Source organism: Deinococcus koreensis (assembly GCF_002901445.1).
Classification (GTDB): Bacteria; Deinococcota; Deinococci; order Deinococcales; family Deinococcaceae; genus Deinococcus; species Deinococcus koreensis.
Window position 1 is genome coordinate 869,702 of sequence record NZ_PPPD01000001.1, and the last position, 16,921, is coordinate 886,622.

Genomic DNA, 16,921 nt, shown 5'->3' on the forward strand with positions numbered 1-16,921 from the left:
GCACCGACCGACGCTGGAGCCGACCCGAGCTCCGTGAGCCGGCCGAAGACTTCGACCTACAGCATTTGTCAAATAAGCTGTTCTCTTTTGACCGAACGGAGTGAGTGAATTTGACGGAGTATTTGGGGCTTGCAAAGCTGCGAAGCAGAGAATGGAAGCATCAGACGCCCTTTGTCTGATGCTGTAATTCGGACAAATGCTCTAAACTTCGGCCCGGCGCTGGAAGATCCAACGCCGGGCCGAAGCAGGGAGGTCAAGCTACAGTTTTATCTTTACTCGTCGTCGCGGCGGGGGGTGTTGCTCCAGCCACGATCCGTACGGGCACGCGGGCGATCCGCAGCGCCGGCGTCGGCCTCGCGGGGGACCGCCGTATCGCGGGGGCGGAACTCGCGGTCGGGGGCACCGCCACGGTCTTCACGGGGACGGTCTTCGCGCGGGCGGAACCCGCCGCCCTGGTAGCCACCACGGTCTTCGCGCGGCCGGAACCCGCCACCGCTGGAACCACCACGGTCGCCGCCGCCCTGATACCCACCACGATCTTCACGGGGACGGAACCCGCCACCACTGGAACCACCACGGTCGCCGCCGCCCTGGTAGCCACCGCGGTCTTCGCGCGGCCGGAACCCGCCACCGCTGGAACCACCACGGTCGCCGCCGCCCTGATACCCACCACGATCTTCACGGGGACGGAACCCGCCGCCACTGGAACCGCCACGGTCGCCGCCGCCCTGGTAGCCACCACGGTCTTCACGGGGACGGAACCCGCCGCCGCCGGAACCACCACGGTCGCCGCCGCCCTGGTAACCGCCACGGTCTTCGCGGGGACGGAACCCGCCCTGTCCACCGGGACGGTCACTGCTGGGGCGGTCGCCGCTGGGCCGCTCGCTCGGGCCGCCGGGGCGCAGGCCAGTCTGGGCCTGGCTCTCGCGCAGTTCGCGCATCTCGCGGCGCAGGCCACGGATTTCCTTGCTCTGGGTTTCGAGCATGTCCTTCAGTTCGGCCAGCAGGCCCAGCAGATCATCGGCGTCGATGAACTCGTCCTCGCCGTCCTCGTCCTCGCCCTGCTCACCGCTCACGGCGCCCTCGGCGCTCAGGCCCGCTTCCTGCTGGGCCTCCTGTTCATCCAGCACGGCGTCCTCGTCGGGCTCGCCCTGAAGCTGGGGAATGATCTCGCGCAGTTCTTCGGGGGTCTGCTCACCCTGGCGCGGTTCCTGGTTCTCGGTCATCTGGTCTGCTCCTTTGCTCTGCGGAACCGGCCTCTGGTGGGTCTCGGGCCGCAGACGTGCCCTGGAGTCTACCACCCCCGACCCCCGCCTCCGGGACGTGAACGACCCCATAACGCGGCCTCATCCCGGAGCCGCCCCGGTGCGCTGTACCCGTGGACAGGGATCATGGGGGCGTCACCTGACGACCCTATACTTCCCGGCATGAGACGCGCGACCCTCGCCACGCTGAGCCTGCTCGCCCTGGGCAGTGCCGGGGCCCAGACCGGAGCACAGACCAGTGCACCCACCCGTACCGTCACCATCGGCCTGGGGTACTTTCCCAACGTGCAGTTCACGCCCTTCTACGTGGCCGACCGGCTGGGGTATTTCAAGGCCGAGGGCCTGAACGTGAAGTTCCAGCACGGCTTCATCAACGAGCTGATGCCGCTGCTGCTGCAGGGCAAGCTCGACTACGTGGTCGGTGATCCCGAGGACGCGATCTTCGCGAAAAACCAGGGCGCCGACGTCCGCTACGTCATGGCGATGTACCAGAAGAGCCCCGTGACCGTGTTCAGCCTGAGCCCCCTGAACTCGCCCGCCGACCTCAGGGGCAAGACGGTCGGGATTCCCGGCCCCTTCGGCAGTTCCTACAACGCCATCCAGGCGCTGCTGGACGACGCAAAGCTGAGGGAGGGCCAGGACGTGAAGCTGGCCACCATCGGCTTCACGCAGCAGGACGCGGTGCGCTCGGGCCGGGTCGACGCTGCCGTGGGCTATATCAACAACGACGTCGTGCTGCTGGGCAAGGCGACCGGCAAGAAGGTCTACAGCCTGGATCTCAGCGGCCCCTACCCGATGGTCGGCGCCGGCCTGATCGCCACCGGCCGGAGCCTGGGCGGCGACGTGGTTCGCAAGGTGGTGCGCGCCTCGCAGCGTGGCCTGAAGTTCACGGTGGCCGACCCGGCGCGCGCCTTCAAGCTGGCCCAGCCGGTCTTCGGCGCCGAGGGCGGGTCGCTGGACATTCTGAAGGCCAGCACCGCCCTGATGACCAGCGCCTACACGCAGCAGAGCGGCCTGGGCGCAATGAATCCCGCCGCCTGGACGAAGGCCGTGGCCGCGCTGGTGGGGCAGAAGAAACTGCCTGCCGGCGCGAAGGCCACGGACTATTACTCCAACAGCTTCATCAGCAAGACCCTGAAGTAAGGGGGGCGGGAGGTCGAGACGGGCGTCGGAACACGCGAGTGAGACGGCCTACGGGCGCCGTCTCACTCTGACCTCCCTCCCCCCGTCTGCGGTCGACCCTCCTCGGGGTCTGATACGCACTGCGCTCCATTCCGGAACATCCAGGACAGCACCGGATGTTCCTCCATACCGCACAGCACGTCCTTTTGTCTCACCCCACGCCCGACCCCCGGTTCGGTGAACGGCCGCACCCCGGCGGCGTCACCGTACCCACATCCGTTCGGCAGGCCGAGCTAGGGCCTGAGCGCGCAGGGTGGCCGCCGTGCGGAACGACCACTTCAGCGGCGTCCCGTTGACCGTCACGCTCACGTGATAGGTCTGTCCGGCGACCAGGGGCGAGCGTGGGATCACGAACACCGCCCCGTAGCCCCTGAGGATGCTGCGCCCGATATCCTGCGCGCTGCGGGGGCCGCCGGGGTAGTTGCCGGGGCTGTCCGTGGTGTTCACGTACTGCGTGCTGCCGAAGGCACACACCTCCAGCGCCCCGCCCCCCTCCAGGGTCAGGGTCGCGTCCGTGGCGGTCGTGTCGCCATGCACGCGGCTGGACGCCACCAGGGGCAGGCCGGTGCGGCGGGGATCGAAGCCCGCGCAGGGCGTCAGCGGGTTCGGCCACTCGCCGCCCGGATACTGCCCCATGTCCGTCTCCCGGCCGTTCCCCGGAAACGTGACCGGCTGCCCCGCGCCCGCACCGTCGGGCCGGATGGACGTGATCCCGCTGCCCGTCTGCACGTACCCCTCGTCATTCGGCCCACCCCCATTCGGCCCACCCACGTCCGGTGAGCGCCGCGCGAACGAGCCGATGCCCACCCGCGCCTGGGCCGAGTGCAGCATCCCCACCGCATGGAAGGGCACGCTGAACAGCGTATCGGTCGCCGACGTGCTTCCGGCCAGCTCCGAGGCCCGCTGCACGCTCCACGACAGGTTGCTGTTGGCCGCGCAGCTCAGGCCCTGCGGGGTCGCCATCGGCAGGGCGGCATCCTCGTTGTGGCCGTACACGCCATTGACCACGCTGTAGCGGCCGTGCAGCCAGCAGTTCATGCTGGCGTCCTCGTCGAAGGCCACCGCGCCCAGGCCGGCCTGGGCCCGCACCGCATTGAAGCGCGCGAACTCTGCCGCGATGCGTGTCCCGATCTCCACCCCGATCCGCGTGCTGGCCGTCTGGCCGCCGCCCTCCACGGTCACCGTGACCGGCACCAGCCCCTGTGGCAGGGCCCCGGCCGCCGCGCGGATGGAGACACCCGCCGCGCCCTGCAGACTGACCGCCAGCAGGTCACCGTCCGGGCTCTGCACGCTCACGCGCACGTCGTCCACCCCCTCCGGGCGCGTGATGCTCAGCGGCACCGTCAGCGCTGCTCCCGGTACCAGGCGCTGCGCGGGCACGGCCGCCACGCCCAGACGCACAGGCTCGGGCTTCGGCTCGACCAACTGCTTCACGGCCCCGCAGCCCCCCAGCAGCAGGGCCAGTCCAGCCAAAGTCCAGAGCTTCATCCTTCCCCCCTTCCCTGTTCTATGGGTCGCTGAACACGTTGTCCGGTGTGTTGCCGGTCAAGGAACCGCCGGGCTGGGCGTAGGCCCCAACACGGGTGTTGAACACGCCGCCGCCATTGCGGGCCGAGTTGCCCGTCACGCTGCCGCTCTGGATGGTGAGGCTTCCGTCGTTCCAGACCCCGCCGCCGTCGAGGCCTTCCGCCCGGTTGCCGCTCAGGGTCGCGCCCGACAGGACAAAGGTGGAGGTCGGCGAGGCCTGGAAAGCGCCGTTGGTCTCGATGCCGCCGCCGTACCAGGCGCTGTTGCCGCTGATCGTGCCGCCGCTGGCGGTCATGCTGGCCCCCGCGTACAGGCGCACACCGCCGCCGCCCCCTCCCGTATCCGCGCCGCTGGTGCGGTTGGTCGCTCGGTTGCCGGTGATCCGGCCGCCCGTCATGGTGACGCTTCCCCCCACGGTGATCCCGCCGCCGGTCTTGACGGCCGTGTTGTCCCGGATCTCCCCGCCCGCCAGGGTCAGTGCGCTGCTGCTGAACACCCGCACGCCGCCCCCCCCATCCACGGTGCCGGTGAGCCGGTTCCCACTGATGACGCCGCCCTGGATGGCGCTGGAGGTGCCGCCGCCGAAGGCCAGGCCGCCCCCGCTATTGACGGCCGTGTTGCCCTGAACGATGCCCCCGGTCATGGTGAAGGTGGTGCGGTCGACCAGGATGCCGCCGCTGTGTTCTGCAGCCCGGTTGCCCCTCACGGTGGCCGTTCCGCCAAGCGTGACGCTGGAAATGACAGTGCGGGCGGGCGGGGTGTACACCAGCAGGCCCCCACCGTGCTTCGTCCGGGCTTCGTTCCCCTCTATGGTGCCGCCCGTGATGCTGGCGTCGCGGAACACCGCGATTCCGCCCCCATAGGGCGCCGAGTTGCCTTTCACGGTGCCGCCCGTCATGGTCAAGGTGCCGCTGATCCAGAAGGCGCCACCGCTGCCTCCACCGGCGTCGTCGGTGACCCGATTGTTCTCGAAGCTGCCGCCACTGAGGGTCACCGTGGGGATGGTCACCGTTCCCTGGGGATCTACGGTGGCCTGGGCGGTGACGCCTGCTCCAAAATAGGCCGCAGTATTGCCGCTGACGCTGCCGCCACTGATCAGGAGGCTCCCGTTGGTCAGGATGCCGCCCCCGGCGCTGCCGCCCGCCACGCTGTTCGAGACGGTGAGAGGCGCGGTCACCGTGTTGGTGTCCACAGCGCCGGCGCTCAGCGTGATGCTGCCGAGGGCGGAGCCATAGATCCCGCCGCCTGCGTATACGGCCGTATTGCCGCTGACACTGCCGCCGCTCACGGTCAGGGTGCCCTTGTTGAAGACTCCGCCGCCGATGCCCTGGTCAATGGTGGTGTCGGCCGGATCGACCAGTTCCGCCGTGTTCCCCGTGACGCTGGTGGTGCCCTTCAGGGTCAGGGTGGCGCCGGCCGCGTTGTAGATCCCGCCGCCGAGATTGGCCTTTCCGCCGGTCACGGTCACGCCGTCCAGGGTCAGGGTGCCGCTGTTCAGCAGCACGCCGCCCGCCGTGGGCGCGGCGGCCTGAGCGCGGAGGCTCGCGGCGCTGAGCTTCGGTGCCGCAGGATCTGCCATGCGGGGCGGGCCGAAGCGTTCACCCAGTCGGGCAGCGTTCAGCCCGGCCGGGAGCACCTGCCCCACCCCGCCCTTGAAGGTGCCCCCCAGCACCGTCACGTTCGCCCCGCTCCCCACCTCCAGGGCGCGGCCCTTGCCGGCGGCGTCCAGGGTGACCCCAGTGGCGATGATCGTGAGGTTCTTGTCGATGCTCAGCGGACTGTTCAGGCTCAGGGTGCCGCTCTGGGTCAGGCGCAGGGTGGCGCCGGCACTGGCCGAGGCGATGGCCTCGCGCAGGCTGCCCGCACCGCTGTCGGCCAATGAGCCGACGGGCGTGCCGGGCGGGGGGCCGCCGCCCCCGCAGGCGGCCAGACTCAGGGCGAGCGAAACGAAGATCAGCGGTGTCCTCCGGGATACCCTCATCCATTCCCTCCTCCCTCCGGGTCGGGCGGGCGGGAGGGAATGCCGCGCCCACCCGGACCGAAGGTGGACACAGGGTCGGTCAGGGGCCGTCAATTCACCGTCAAGTCCACCCGGGGTCAGAGGGCAGGGGCACGGGCGGCCCGCAGCCGGGCGGCCAGATCGGCCAGGATGGGGGGCGGCGCGTGAAAGAGCACCACCTGCCGCAGCGCCGGGGGATGCACCGCGTGCCCGACCACCGCGCCCGACTGGTACAGCCCCTCCAGGGCGCCCACCACGCTGCGCCGGGGCCATCCCAGCACGCCGCTCAGCAGGTCGACCTCCAGGGGCTCCCCGTCACTCAGGGCCAGCAGGCGCAGGACATCCAGTTCGGCCGCGCCCAGCAGGGTGAGCCCCAGGTGCAGCCGGGCCTCCTCGGCGGCGCCCAGACTCAGGCGTTCGGGCAGACCGCCCCGCCGGACGGCCTCCTGCAAGACCGGCACCAGCAGGCCGGGAATGCCGCCGGCGTACCCATGCAGCTGCCCGACCTGCGCGTCCGTGAGCCCCGGCAGGAAGCGCTCACCCACCGCGGCGACCTCCTCCAGGGTCAGTGGGGGCAGCGGGATGATCACGCCGCGGCCCTGGTCGATACAGCGCAGGATGCTCCGGCGGCACCCGGCGCTCACCTCGCCGGGGCGGAAGGTGTTGATCACGCCCGCACGGGGGCTCTGGGCCAGCAACCGGGGCGAGTGGCGGGCCACCACCAGGGTCGAGGCGTCGTCCCAGTGGTGGATGTCGTCGCCCCAGCTGATGAAGGGCTGCTCGAAAGCCTCGGCCAGCAGGGGCCGGGCCAGGGGATCGAGGTCTCCCGAGCGGCGCACCTCGGGCCGCCGCGACAGGTGGGCGGCCACCTCGCGGGAGGGCAGTTCGGGCAGGGAGCGGCCCAGCTCCAGGCCCCGCTGCAGATCCCGCAGGGCGCGGTAGATGGTGGTGTACGGCCACGCCCGGTCGGCGACCTCGCTGGCCACCGGCATGACCAGCTGCCCGAACAGCGGGGCGAGGGCCGCCTGCAGGGCAGTCTTGCCCATTCCGGGCACGCCGCTCAGAAAGACCATCTGATGACGCTCGACCGCCGCCGCCACCGCGTCGAGCACCTGCTCCCGGCCCACGAGGGCGGGGGGTGAGCCACGGGCCGGCGCCTGCTGGCTCTCGGCGCCCGAACTCCGGAGCAGCAGCGGGGCCGGGGGCACCGGCGCGGGGGCCAGCCATGCCGAGAGCTGCCGGGCCCGGCGGCGCAGGCGGCCCGACAGCGGCTCCGGGTGCAGGCGGGCCGCGCGGCGCAGGTGCTCGATGTGCTCTCCCAGCAGCCGGTCTTCGGTGTGCTGCGCCCACTCCAGCCACGCCTCGCTGCCCCGGCTCCGCTGACCGCTCAGGAAGCCCCGCCAGTGGCTCAGCAGCGCGTCCGGGTGCTCGGGCACCGACAGTGCGTCCACCCGCAGCCGCTGCAGATCCAGTTCCAGGAAGGAGGAGCGGCGGCGCAGCACGGCCGCGTGTTCCCCCAGGCCCAGGCACAGGTGATGCACGGTCATGCGGAGGTTGTGCAGCGCCTTGTGGGTGGTCGTCTCCCACAGCAGATCGGCCAGCTTCAGCCGCTCGGACGCGCCCTCCAGCGCCAGGATCGCCAGCAGCCGCAGGCCCATGTTCCGGCAGGGGAGCGGCACGCCGTCCAGGCAGAGCTGCGGCTCTCCGAGCAACTGTAGGGTGACGTCCGCCATGTTCAGGTTCCCCCAGGATAGAGCACGCGCACGCGCCTCCGGGCCGATATTGACGCCGGCACGATCCTCCGGCTTCCCCTCTCGGAACCCTCCACGTCTGTCCAGCGGCCACCATCGGCGCCTGTCCTGGGGTTTCGGGCGGCCCGGACGGCTCGGACAGGTGAGGCCCGCGCCCGTCCTGTTGCCCTGGGCGCGCCTAGGCCTGATGGCTTAGGCGCATCCGGATGGCGGGCCGGGCTGCTACCCTGAGGCCATCACCGAAAGGAGGTGCCGCATATGACCAACATCGACATCGTGTTCCTGAAGGCCGCAATTCCCGCTTCCCGCCCCGCTTCATGGAGTCATCTTGACGAGTTCTGCTCACCTGCCGCGCCCACCTTCGGGCACCCGATCCGCCAGCACTAAGCCCCCGGAGACGCCATGAGCGCCCGCTGGCTCGACGACGAGCTGGCGGACGCCGACACGCGCCCGGCCCCGAAGGGCAAGACCAAGACCAAACGCCCGCTGGGCCGCCGCAAGCTCGCCACCCTGACCACGGCGGACGAGGGCGGAACCGACGAGATCATCCTGCGGCTGCTCGACCTGGGGCACATCACCGAGGTGGTCGCGGAACTCAAGAGCGGCAAGGAGGCCACGGCCTACGTGGCGCGTGGCCCCCGGGGCAGCGTGCTGGTCAAGCTCTACCGCGAACTCGAGGCCCGCTCCTTCAAGAACGACGCCATCTACCGCGAGGGTCAGGTCGTGCTCGACGCCCGCGCGAACCGGGCCATGGGCGGCCGCTCGCGCAAGGGGCTGGGGATGCTGCAGAGCGGCTGGGTGAACGCCGAATACGCCCACCTGTGGACGCTCTGGAAGGCGGGCCTGAGCGTGCCCGAACCGCTGGTCGGCCCGGCCCCCTTCGACTACGCCGCCACCACTCCCGCCGTGCTGATGCGCCTGATCGGCACCGAGGACGAGATCGCGCCGCGCCTGAGCGACGCCTCCCTCAGCCCGGACGAGGCCTGGAGTGCCTGGGAGCAGAGCCTGGACGGCCTGGCCGGGATGCTCCGCCTGGGCTACGTGCACGGTGACTACAGCACCTACAACCTGCTGTGGTGGGAGAACACAGTGACGATCATCGACTTTCCGCAGCTGACCACGAAACAGAACCCCCACTTTCAGGATCTGCTGCGCCGCGACGTGCAGAGCCTGGTGACCTCCTTCCGCAGGCACGGCATCCAGGCCGACCCCGACACCGTGCTGCGCGACGTGCAGCGCCGCGTCACGGGGCCGGCGCCCGCACCCCGGGTGCTGCTGCCGTGACCGGGCCGGCGCGCACGCTCCTGCTGCGCCCCGAACAGCCCGCCGACGCCCCCGCGACCTTCGAGGTGACCCGGCGGGCGTTCACCTGGGACGACGGCGTGGCCGAGAACGCCATGATCCAGTGCCTGCGCGCCAGCCCCGCCGCGCGCTGCTGCTGGGGCCGATGAGCGTCCTGCCGGAGCAGCAGCGCCAGGGCATCGGCAGCGCCCTGATGCGGGAGGCGCTGAGCCGCGTCCGGGACTCCGGCGAGGCGATGGTGGTGCTGTGGGGCCATCCGGAGTTCTATCCGCGCTTCGGCTTCCGGCGGGCCTCCGACTTCGGCCTTCTCCCCGACACGCCCGCAGCGATGGTGTACCCCCTGCAAGCCGATCTGCGCGCCTACGCCGGCCTGTCTCTCCCCCACTGAGGTTTCATTGCATATTCCCGAATGTTACGGCTACCTGCGCCGTTCCCGGCGTGACCTGTGGGCCTGCCTGGAAGGCGTGCCGGACGAGGTGCTTTCCAAGCCTGTCCTGCCCGGCAAGCGCTTTCACTGCGTCAAGGATCTGATCCTGCACATCCCTATGATCGAGGATTCCTGGATCCACGAGGACATCCTGCGCGACACGCCCGTCTGGGAAGGGGTGGCGGCCCTGGCCGGCGCGAAGGACGGCCCGAACTACGCCGCCTTTCCGCTGGACACACTGCTGGACTACTGGCGGCAGGTCGAGGCGAGCACGCTGGGGTATCTGGAGCGTCTGGGCCCCGAGGAACGGGCGCGGCTGGTGGTGGTGAACGGCTCGAAAGGAGAGGAACACTTCACGGTGGACGGCCTGCTGTGGCACGTCATGGTGCACGAGATCAGGCACGGCGCGCAGATCGGCGTGCTGCTGCAGCAGGCGGGCATCAAGCCCCCGTTTCTTGATCTGCTGAACTATCTGCCCACCGTTTAGAGCCTTGGCCGTCCTTCCGTTCCCGGAACTCATCGCCGCCTGCAGCGTCCAGACCTCGCCGGTCGCGTCTCCTCCGGCGAACACCCGCCCGTCCAGGCGTCGCTCCAGTGCTTCCGGGGTCTGAAGGAACCTGGGCCGGGCATCATGAATTCCGGAAGCGCGGTGGGAGAGGCAGAATGAAAAGGTGGACAGGCGGGAATGTGGCGGGCGGCTGGCCCTGTGCGTCGGGGCCGTCTGGATCGGCAGTGTGGGTATCGGGGGTGTGGGCCGGGCCGAGGCGGGCGCTGCCGGCTCCCTTCTCAGCACCGGCGCTCTCAATGCTGGGGCAGGGCCGGGCGTGACCCGCCCGGCGCCGGCCCTCCTGAACGCCCAGCTCCTGAAGGCGGCCGAACTCGGGGACGCCGCCCGGGTGCGCGCGCTGCTCCAGGCGGGGGCGGACGTGAACGCGCGCGACGCGTCGGGCCGCACCCCGCTGACCTGGGCGGCGCTGGGCGACCGGGTGGCGGTCGCCCGCCTGCTCGTCGCGGCCGGCGCCGACCCGGATCTCCAGGACGCCCAGCGCAACACCGCCCTGCTGGTCAGCGGTGAGACCGGCTCGGTGGCGATGCTGCGCGAGGTGCTGCGGGCGGGGCCCGACCTGACCCGCACCAACCGCTTCGGGGGTACGGCGCTGATTCCGGCCGCCGACCGGGGCCACCTGGCCTACGTGCGGGAGATTCTGGCGACCACGACCATCGACGTGAACCACGTCAACGACCTGGGCTGGACGGCCCTGCTCGAAGCGGTGATCCTGGGAGACGGCGGTTCCACCCACACCGAGATCGTGCGCGTGCTGCTGGCCCACGGCGCCGACCCGGGCCTGGCCGACCGGGGCGGCGTCACGCCCCTGAAGCACGCCCGGCAGCGCGGCTACGCCGGCATGGTGAAGTTACTCCAGGCCACCAAGTAGGCGGCGCCGGGGCGGGATACTGCGGCCATGACCCGCGTCCCTGTTCCCCGCCCGCTGCGCTTCCTGCTGGCCCTGTTGCCCTTCCTGCTGGCGTCGAGCGCGGCCCGGCGCCGCCCCGCGAGACAGGACACCCGTGAGCGCTGAGCCCCTGTTGGACACGCTGGTCGTCGGCGCTGGGCTGGGGGGGCTGGCCTGTGCCCGCGACCTGCAGGCGGCGGGCGAACGCGTGCGCGTGCTGGACAAGTCGCGCGGCGTGTCCGGGCGGGCCTCGACCCGGCGCCTGCCCCTGCAGGGCGGCCCGGAGGCCCGGCTCGACCACGGGGCGCGCTTCTTCACCGTCCGCCATGAGCGCACCCGCGACCTGGCCGCCCGGGGCGTGCAGGCCGGCTGGCTGGGCGAGTGGGCCCGCGGCTTCGCCCGCTGGGACGGCGGAACGCTGCAGGAGGCCCATCCGGACGGCCACCCCCGCTATGTCCCCCTGGACGGCATGAGCGCGCTGGGCCGCCACCTGGCGGGGGGACTGGACGTGCAGACGGCCGTCACGGTCACGCGGCTGGAACGCCAGGACGGGGCGTGGCAGGTGTCGGATGCCACGGGGCCGCTGGCCCGCGCCCGGCGCGTGGTGCTGAACCTGCCCGTGCCGCAGCTGGGGCCGCTGCTGGCGGGCGTGGGCCAGGACGCCCCGGGGCCGGTGGAATACGCCCCGGCCTGGGCAGTCGGCGCCGTGCTGAAGGCCGACCTGCGGGCCGACTGGCCGGCGCTGGAACTCCGCGGGCACCCGGCGCTGGAGTGGATCGCCCGTGAGCACACCAAGCGGCGCCCCGGCCACCCGCCCGCGCTGATGCTGCACGCCAGCGCCGACTGGTCTGCGGCGAATCTGGAGCGCCCGCCAGAGGACATCGTGCCCGAGCTGCTGGACGCCGCAAGTGGGGTGCTGGGCGAGACACTGGACGTCCTGGAGGCCTTCGCCCACCGCTGGCGCTACGCCACCCTGCGCCGGCGCGTGCCCGCGCCCGGCCACTGGGATGCGGAACTTGGCCTGGGCATCTGCGGCGACGGCTTTACCCCCGACGACCACGGACCGCGCGTGGAGGCCGCGCTGCTCAGCGGCTGGTGGGTGGCCGCGCAGGCGACAGGCCGGGCTCCGTGACTCAGCCCCCTTAGCATGGCGGGATGACCCCCTCCTCCCCTCGCTCCGGGCCCTTCCGTTCCGTGCTGTACGTGCCGGGTGACAAGCTCCGCGCCATCGAGAAGGCCCGCACGCTGGAGGCCGACGCCGTGATCCTCGATCTGGAGGACGCCGTGGCGCCCGAGTTCAAGGCGCAGGCGCGGGAGAACGTGCGGGAAGCGCTGCAGACGCCCTGGCGCGTGCCCGTGCTGGTGCGCGTGAACGGCCTGGGCAGCGAGTGGGCGCACGACGACCGCGAACTGGCCCTGACTGCCGGCGCGGCCGGACTGGTGCTGCCGAAGGTCGAGGACGCCCACAGCGTTCACGCCCTGAGTCTGGGCCTGCCGCTGTGGGCCATGATCGAGACGCCCCGGGGCGTGCTCAGCGCCCCCGCCATTGCCGCCGTGCCGGGGGTGGCGGGCCTGCTGGTGGGCACCAACGACCTCGCCCGTGCCCTACGGAGTCGCCCGCACCCCGACCGCCTGCCCCTGCTGCACGCCCTGAGTGCCGTGGTGCTGGCCGCCCGCGCCGCCGGCAAGCTGCCCCTGGACGCCGTGCACAACGACGTGCGCGACCCGGACGGCTTCGCCCGCGAGTGTGAACAGGGCCGCACGCTGGGCTTCGCCGGCAAGACCGTGATCCACCCCGGTCAGATCGCCGCCGCCAACGCCGCCTTCGGGGTGTCGGACGCCGAGGCCGCCGAGGCCCACGCCCTGATCGCCGCCTGGGACGAGGCACGCGCCCAGGGCAGAAGCGTGGCCCCCCACCGCGGCGCCCTGGTCGAGCAGATGCACGTGGACGAGGCGCAGGACACCCTGAGGCTCTGGGAGGGAACGCGGGGGGAAGGCGGGGAATAAGGGGCCTGGACTGCATAGGGGTGGTCACACGCCCCCGCTGCTCCGCAGCTGTACCAGCCCCCCCAACCGCTCTCTGCTGGGCAGCTCCGCGAGTCCCACGAGGGGAGAAGGGGGTTCGTTTCCTGGTTCTCACAGTCAGCCAGCCGGAATAAGCGTCCTGCCCGGCACTCACCTCCCACTCCCACCGGCCTTCGGGCGCGTAGGACACGGCCTAGCTCGTTGCGGGATGCCCAGCGCTGCGAAGCAGAGGATGGCATCGAGGCGGACACGTCAGCATCCGACCCAAGCGCGCCCCAGCAGTCGAAACACTGGTCCAGTGCAAGTTGAGCCTCACGGCCCTTTGGCTAACTTCTCCTTATCCCCCTTGCTTTACTCCAGCCTATCCCTTTACTCTGCTTAAGCCGTGCCGCTGACCGAACGAGAACAACACCTCCTGGCCCTGATCCGCGACACGCCCCTGGCGACGCCGGAAGAACTGGCCCGCCGCCTGGGCACCTCCCGCGCGGCCGTGAACGTGCATGTCAGCGCGCTGGTTCGCAAGGGCGCCCTGCTGGGCCGGGGCTACCTGCTCCCCCTGGACACGGCGGCTCCACGGATCGTGGTGGTGGGCGGCGCGAACATGGACGTGAAGGCCCGCACGCTGGGCCCGGCGCTGCCCGGCACGAGCAATCCCGGCGTGAGCGTGCAGTCGCCGGGCGGCGTGGCCCGCAACGTGGCCGAGAACTTGGCGCGGCTGGGCGTGGCCGCCACGCTGATCTCGGTCGTGGGCCGCGACCCGCTGGGCGAGCGCCTGCTGCGCGAGACCGAGGCGGCGGGGGTGGACGTGCGGCCCGTGCTGCGCGCCCCTGGCGTGACGACCGGCACCTACACGGCGGTGCTCGACGACCGGGGCGAACTGCTCGTGGCGGTCGCCGCGATGGAGGCCGCGGAGGCGCTGACCCCGGCGACCCTGCACGAGCGCCGGAGCGTGCTGCGCGGCGCGGCCTGGGTGGTGGTCGACGGCAACGTGCCCGGAAACACGCTGGCGCACCTGCTGACCCTGGCGGCCGAAGCCGGGGCGCGGGTGGTGTTCGAGCCGGTCAGCGTGCCCAAGGCCGGCCGGCTCCGCGCGGCGCTGGCGGCGGGGCTCTCGCCCTACGCCGTGACGCCCAACGTGGCCGAGCTGGGCGCCCTGCTGGGCCGCAAGGTTCCGGACGAGCCCGGCGCCCTGCGGAGTGCAGCGGCGGAGCTTCAGGCCCTGGGGGTGGAACTCGTCTGGGTGCGGCGCGGCCCGCACGGCAGCCTGCTCTCGATTCCCGGCGGCGCCCACGACCTGCCCGCGCTGAGCGCTGCGGTGCGCGACGTGACCGGGGCCGGCGACGCCATGCTCGCCGCGTTCCTGGCCGCCCTGGCGTCGGGCCTGCCCCCCCTGGAGGCCGCCCGCTGGGGCCACGCCGCCGCCGCCCTGACCGTGGAAAGTGAGTTTGCGGTCTCCCCCGACCTGACCCTGGCCGCCCTGCGGGAGCGCGCCAGCCGTTCCTGATTTCCCTCCCTTCCAACCCCCTTTCAAGGAGTGCCCATGACCACCTCGCCCGACCGCCTGCACCAGACCCGCCCCGAGATCGCCGCCCTGATGGACATGCACCCCGACGTCGCCGCCGCCCTGCAGGCCGGGCGGGCGGTCGTGGCGCTGGAAAGCACCATCATCAGCCACGGCATGCCCTTTCCGCAGAACGTCGAGATGGCGCGCGGTGTGGAGGACGTCGTGCGGGCGAACGGCGCGGTGCCCGCCACGATCGCCGTGCTGGGCGGCCGCCTGAAGGTGGGCCTGACGCCCGAAGAGCTGCACCTGCTCGCCACCGATAAGGGCGTGGACAAGATCAGCACCCGCGACCTGCCGGTGACCGTGGCGCTCGGCAAGCACGGCGCGACTACCGTGGCCTCGACCATGCGGATCGCGGCGCTGGCCGGCATCCGCGTGTTCGCCACGGGCGGCACCGGGGGCGTGCACCGGGGAGGTGCGCAGACCATGGACATCAGCGCCGACCTGCTGGAGCTCGCCCGCACCGACGTGTGCGTGGTCAGCGCGGGTGTGAAGAGCATCCTCGACATCGGCCTGACGCTGGAGGTACTGGAGACGCAGGGCGTGCCGGCGATCACGCTGGGCAGCGAAGAGTTTCCGGCCTTCTACTCGCGCCATAGCGGTTTCCGGTCACCCCTGAGCGTGCAGACCCCGGAGGAGGCCGCCCGCGTGCTCCGGGCGAAGTGGGCGCTGGGCCTGTCGGGCGGCGTGCTGCTCGCCAACCCCGTGCCCGCCGAGTCCGAGATTCCTGCCGCCGAGATGAGCGAGCACATCGACCGCGCCCTGGCCGACATGGACGCGCTGGGCCTGACGGGCAAGGACACCACGCCGTACCTGCTGGGCCGCATCGTGGAGCTCACGGGTGGGCGCTCCCTGGACACCAACATCGCCCTGGTGCGCCACAACGCGGCGGTGGCGGCGCGCCTGGCCGTGGCCTACGCGGCGCTGGGCTGACCTCTGGCCTGTTCCCCCTGCAGGAACGCGCCACCTTCCGCATGAGAAGCGGGTGCTAGGCTTATGGGCGCTATGGATTCCTTCGATGTACTGGTGATTGGCGGCGGCCCCGCAGGCTATGTGGCCGCCATCCGCGCGGCGCAGCTCGGCTTCAAGACCGCCTGCGTGGACGCCTTCGAGCGCGGCGGCAAGGCCAGCCTGGGCGGCACCTGCCTGAACGTGGGCTGCATTCCCAGCAAGGCCATGCTGGACAGCTCCGAGAAGTATGAGGTCATGCAACACGACTTTGCCGACCACGGCATCAACGTACAGGGCGCCAGCATCGACCTGGGCAAGATGCTGGGCCGCAAGGCCGGCGTGGTGGACAAACTGACCGGCGGAGTGGCCTATCTGTTCAAGAAGAACAAGATCACCTCCTTCTTCGGCCTGGGCAAGCTGGTTCGGCAGGACGGCGACGGCTGGATCGTGGACGCGGCCGGAACTGAAGTGCGGGCGAAGCATGTGATCGTGGCGACCGGCTCCAGCCCCCGCGAACTGCCGCTGGCCCCCTTCGGCGGGCATGTGGTGGAGAACAGCGGCGCCCTGGAGTTCACGCAGGTGCCGCAGAAGCTGGGCGTGATCGGCGCGGGCGTGATCGGCGTGGAGCTGGGCTCGGTGTGGCGCCGCCTGGGCGCCCAGGTCACGGTGCTCGAAGCCCTGCCCGGCTTCCTGATGGCCACCGACGACGCCGTGGCGAAAGAAGCCCTCAAGCAGTTCCAGAAGCAGGGCCTGGAGTTCCACTTCGGCGTGAATATCAGCAAGGTCGAGCAGACGGACTCCGGCGTGAGCGTGACCTACACCAAGAAGGACAAGGAAGTCACCGCGCAGTTCGACAAGCTGATCGTGTCCATCGGGCGCGTGCCGCACACCGCCGGGCTGGGTGCCGAGAACGTCGGCCTGGCGCTGGACGAGCGCGGCTTCGTCAAGGTGGACGGCCACTACCGCACCAACCTGGAGGGCATCTACGCCATCGGCGACGTGATCGGCGGCGCCATGCTGGCCCACAAGGCCGAGGAAGAGGGCGTGGCGCTGGCCGAGATGCTGGCCGGGCAGGCCGGGCATGTGAACTACGACGTCATCCCCTGGGTGATCTACACCTCGCCCGAGATCGCCTGGGCGGGACTGACCGAGAAGGGGGCCAGGGAACAGGGCCTCATGGTCAAGACCGGTCAGTTCCCCTTCAGCGCCAACGGCCGCGCCCTGGGCCACGGCGACCCGCGCGGCTTCGTGAAGGTCGTGGCCGACGCGGGAACCGACAAGCTGTTGGGCGTGCACATGGTCGGCCCCAACGTCTCCGAACTCATCGGCGAGGTCGTGGCGATCATGGAATTCGGCGGCTCCAGCGAGGACCTCGCCCGCACGGTGCACGCCCACCCCACCCTGAGTGAAGTGGTGAAGGAAGCGGCGCTGGCGGCGGATAAACGCGCGCTGCACATGTAGGGTGGCAGAAAGC

General features: G+C 71.2%; 16 protein-coding genes. 12 read left to right on the forward strand and 4 right to left on the reverse strand.

What is annotated here, in order from left to right:
• Positions 1-272 precede the first annotated feature (272 nt).
• Entirely contained in the window at positions 273-1,226 is a 954-nt protein-coding gene (locus CVO96_RS04090) for a hypothetical protein (RefSeq protein ID WP_103310625.1), read from the reverse strand.
• 201 nt (positions 1,227-1,427) lie between these two features.
• Between CVO96_RS04090 and CVO96_RS04095 the strand changes: the two genes are divergently transcribed.
• Positions 1,428-2,408 (forward strand): ABC transporter substrate-binding protein, encoded by a 981-nt coding sequence (locus CVO96_RS04095; RefSeq protein ID WP_103310627.1) that lies wholly within the window; start codon positions 1,428-1,430, stop codon positions 2,406-2,408.
• A 240-nt stretch (positions 2,409-2,648) separates the two neighbouring features.
• Here CVO96_RS04095 and CVO96_RS04100 read toward each other — a convergent pair whose 3' ends face one another.
• The 3 genes from CVO96_RS04100 to CVO96_RS04110 all read right to left on the reverse strand — a co-directional run bounded on the left by CVO96_RS04100 (position 2,649) and on the right by CVO96_RS04110 (position 7,706).
• Complete coding sequence (locus CVO96_RS04100; RefSeq protein ID WP_103310629.1) at positions 2,649-3,935, reverse strand: CAP domain-containing protein; 1,287 nt, start codon at positions 3,933-3,935, stop codon at positions 2,649-2,651.
• 19 nt (positions 3,936-3,954) lie between these two features.
• Positions 3,955-5,955 (reverse strand): beta strand repeat-containing protein, encoded by a 2,001-nt coding sequence (locus tag CVO96_RS04105; protein WP_103310631.1) that lies wholly within the window; start codon positions 5,953-5,955, stop codon positions 3,955-3,957.
• A gap of 116 nt (positions 5,956-6,071) precedes the next feature.
• Complete coding sequence (locus CVO96_RS04110) at positions 6,072-7,706, reverse strand: AAA family ATPase (protein ID WP_103310633.1); 1,635 nt, start codon at positions 7,704-7,706, stop codon at positions 6,072-6,074.
• A gap of 276 nt (positions 7,707-7,982) precedes the next feature.
• On the opposite strand from CVO96_RS04110, the gene CVO96_RS21565 reads away from it, so the two are divergent.
• The 11 genes from CVO96_RS21565 (at position 7,983) to lpdA (ending at position 16,908) form a co-directional block, all read left to right on the forward strand.
• Positions 7,983-8,111: a hypothetical protein gene (locus tag CVO96_RS21565; RefSeq protein ID WP_279326993.1), complete on the forward strand. Its 129-nt coding sequence runs from the start codon at positions 7,983-7,985 to the stop codon at positions 8,109-8,111.
• Between the two features lie 15 nt (positions 8,112-8,126).
• Positions 8,127-9,008, forward strand: a complete 882-nt coding sequence (locus tag CVO96_RS04115) for a serine protein kinase RIO (RefSeq protein ID WP_103310635.1) — start codon at positions 8,127-8,129, stop codon at positions 9,006-9,008.
• Complete coding sequence (locus tag CVO96_RS20995) at positions 9,005-9,175, forward strand: hypothetical protein (RefSeq protein WP_165795199.1); 171 nt, start codon at positions 9,005-9,007, stop codon at positions 9,173-9,175. Before CVO96_RS04115 ends, CVO96_RS20995 begins: the two co-directional genes overlap by 4 nt.
• Complete coding sequence (locus CVO96_RS04120) at positions 9,172-9,414, forward strand: GNAT family N-acetyltransferase (RefSeq protein ID WP_243398156.1); 243 nt, start codon at positions 9,172-9,174, stop codon at positions 9,412-9,414. Before CVO96_RS20995 ends, CVO96_RS04120 begins: the two co-directional genes overlap by 4 nt.
• A 7-nt stretch (positions 9,415-9,421) precedes the next feature.
• Positions 9,422-9,940 carry a DinB family protein gene (locus CVO96_RS04125; RefSeq protein ID WP_103310639.1) on the forward strand — a complete coding sequence of 173 codons (519 nt, stop codon included), beginning with the start codon at positions 9,422-9,424 and terminating at the stop codon, positions 9,938-9,940.
• A gap of 184 nt (positions 9,941-10,124) precedes the next feature.
• Complete coding sequence (locus CVO96_RS04130) at positions 10,125-10,889, forward strand: ankyrin repeat domain-containing protein (protein ID WP_243398157.1); 765 nt, start codon at positions 10,125-10,127, stop codon at positions 10,887-10,889.
• Positions 10,890-11,022: 133 nt separating this feature from the next.
• Positions 11,023-12,039, forward strand: coding sequence for an NAD(P)/FAD-dependent oxidoreductase (locus tag CVO96_RS04135; RefSeq protein ID WP_243398158.1), 1,017 nt, complete (start codon positions 11,023-11,025; stop codon positions 12,037-12,039).
• A 23-nt stretch (positions 12,040-12,062) separates the two neighbouring features.
• Complete coding sequence (locus CVO96_RS04140) at positions 12,063-12,914, forward strand: HpcH/HpaI aldolase/citrate lyase family protein (protein WP_103310643.1); 852 nt, start codon at positions 12,063-12,065, stop codon at positions 12,912-12,914.
• A 403-nt stretch (positions 12,915-13,317) separates the two neighbouring features.
• Positions 13,318-14,436 (forward strand): carbohydrate kinase, encoded by a 1,119-nt coding sequence (locus CVO96_RS04145; RefSeq protein WP_103310645.1) that lies wholly within the window; start codon positions 13,318-13,320, stop codon positions 14,434-14,436.
• 36 nt (positions 14,437-14,472) lie between these two features.
• Positions 14,473-15,429: a pseudouridine-5'-phosphate glycosidase gene (locus CVO96_RS04150; RefSeq protein WP_103310647.1), complete on the forward strand. Its 957-nt coding sequence runs from the start codon at positions 14,473-14,475 to the stop codon at positions 15,427-15,429.
• A gap of 72 nt (positions 15,430-15,501) precedes the next feature.
• Positions 15,502-16,908 (forward strand): dihydrolipoyl dehydrogenase, encoded by a 1,407-nt coding sequence (lpdA, locus tag CVO96_RS04155; RefSeq protein WP_103310649.1) that lies wholly within the window; start codon positions 15,502-15,504, stop codon positions 16,906-16,908.
• The last annotated feature ends 13 nt before the right edge of the window (positions 16,909-16,921 follow it).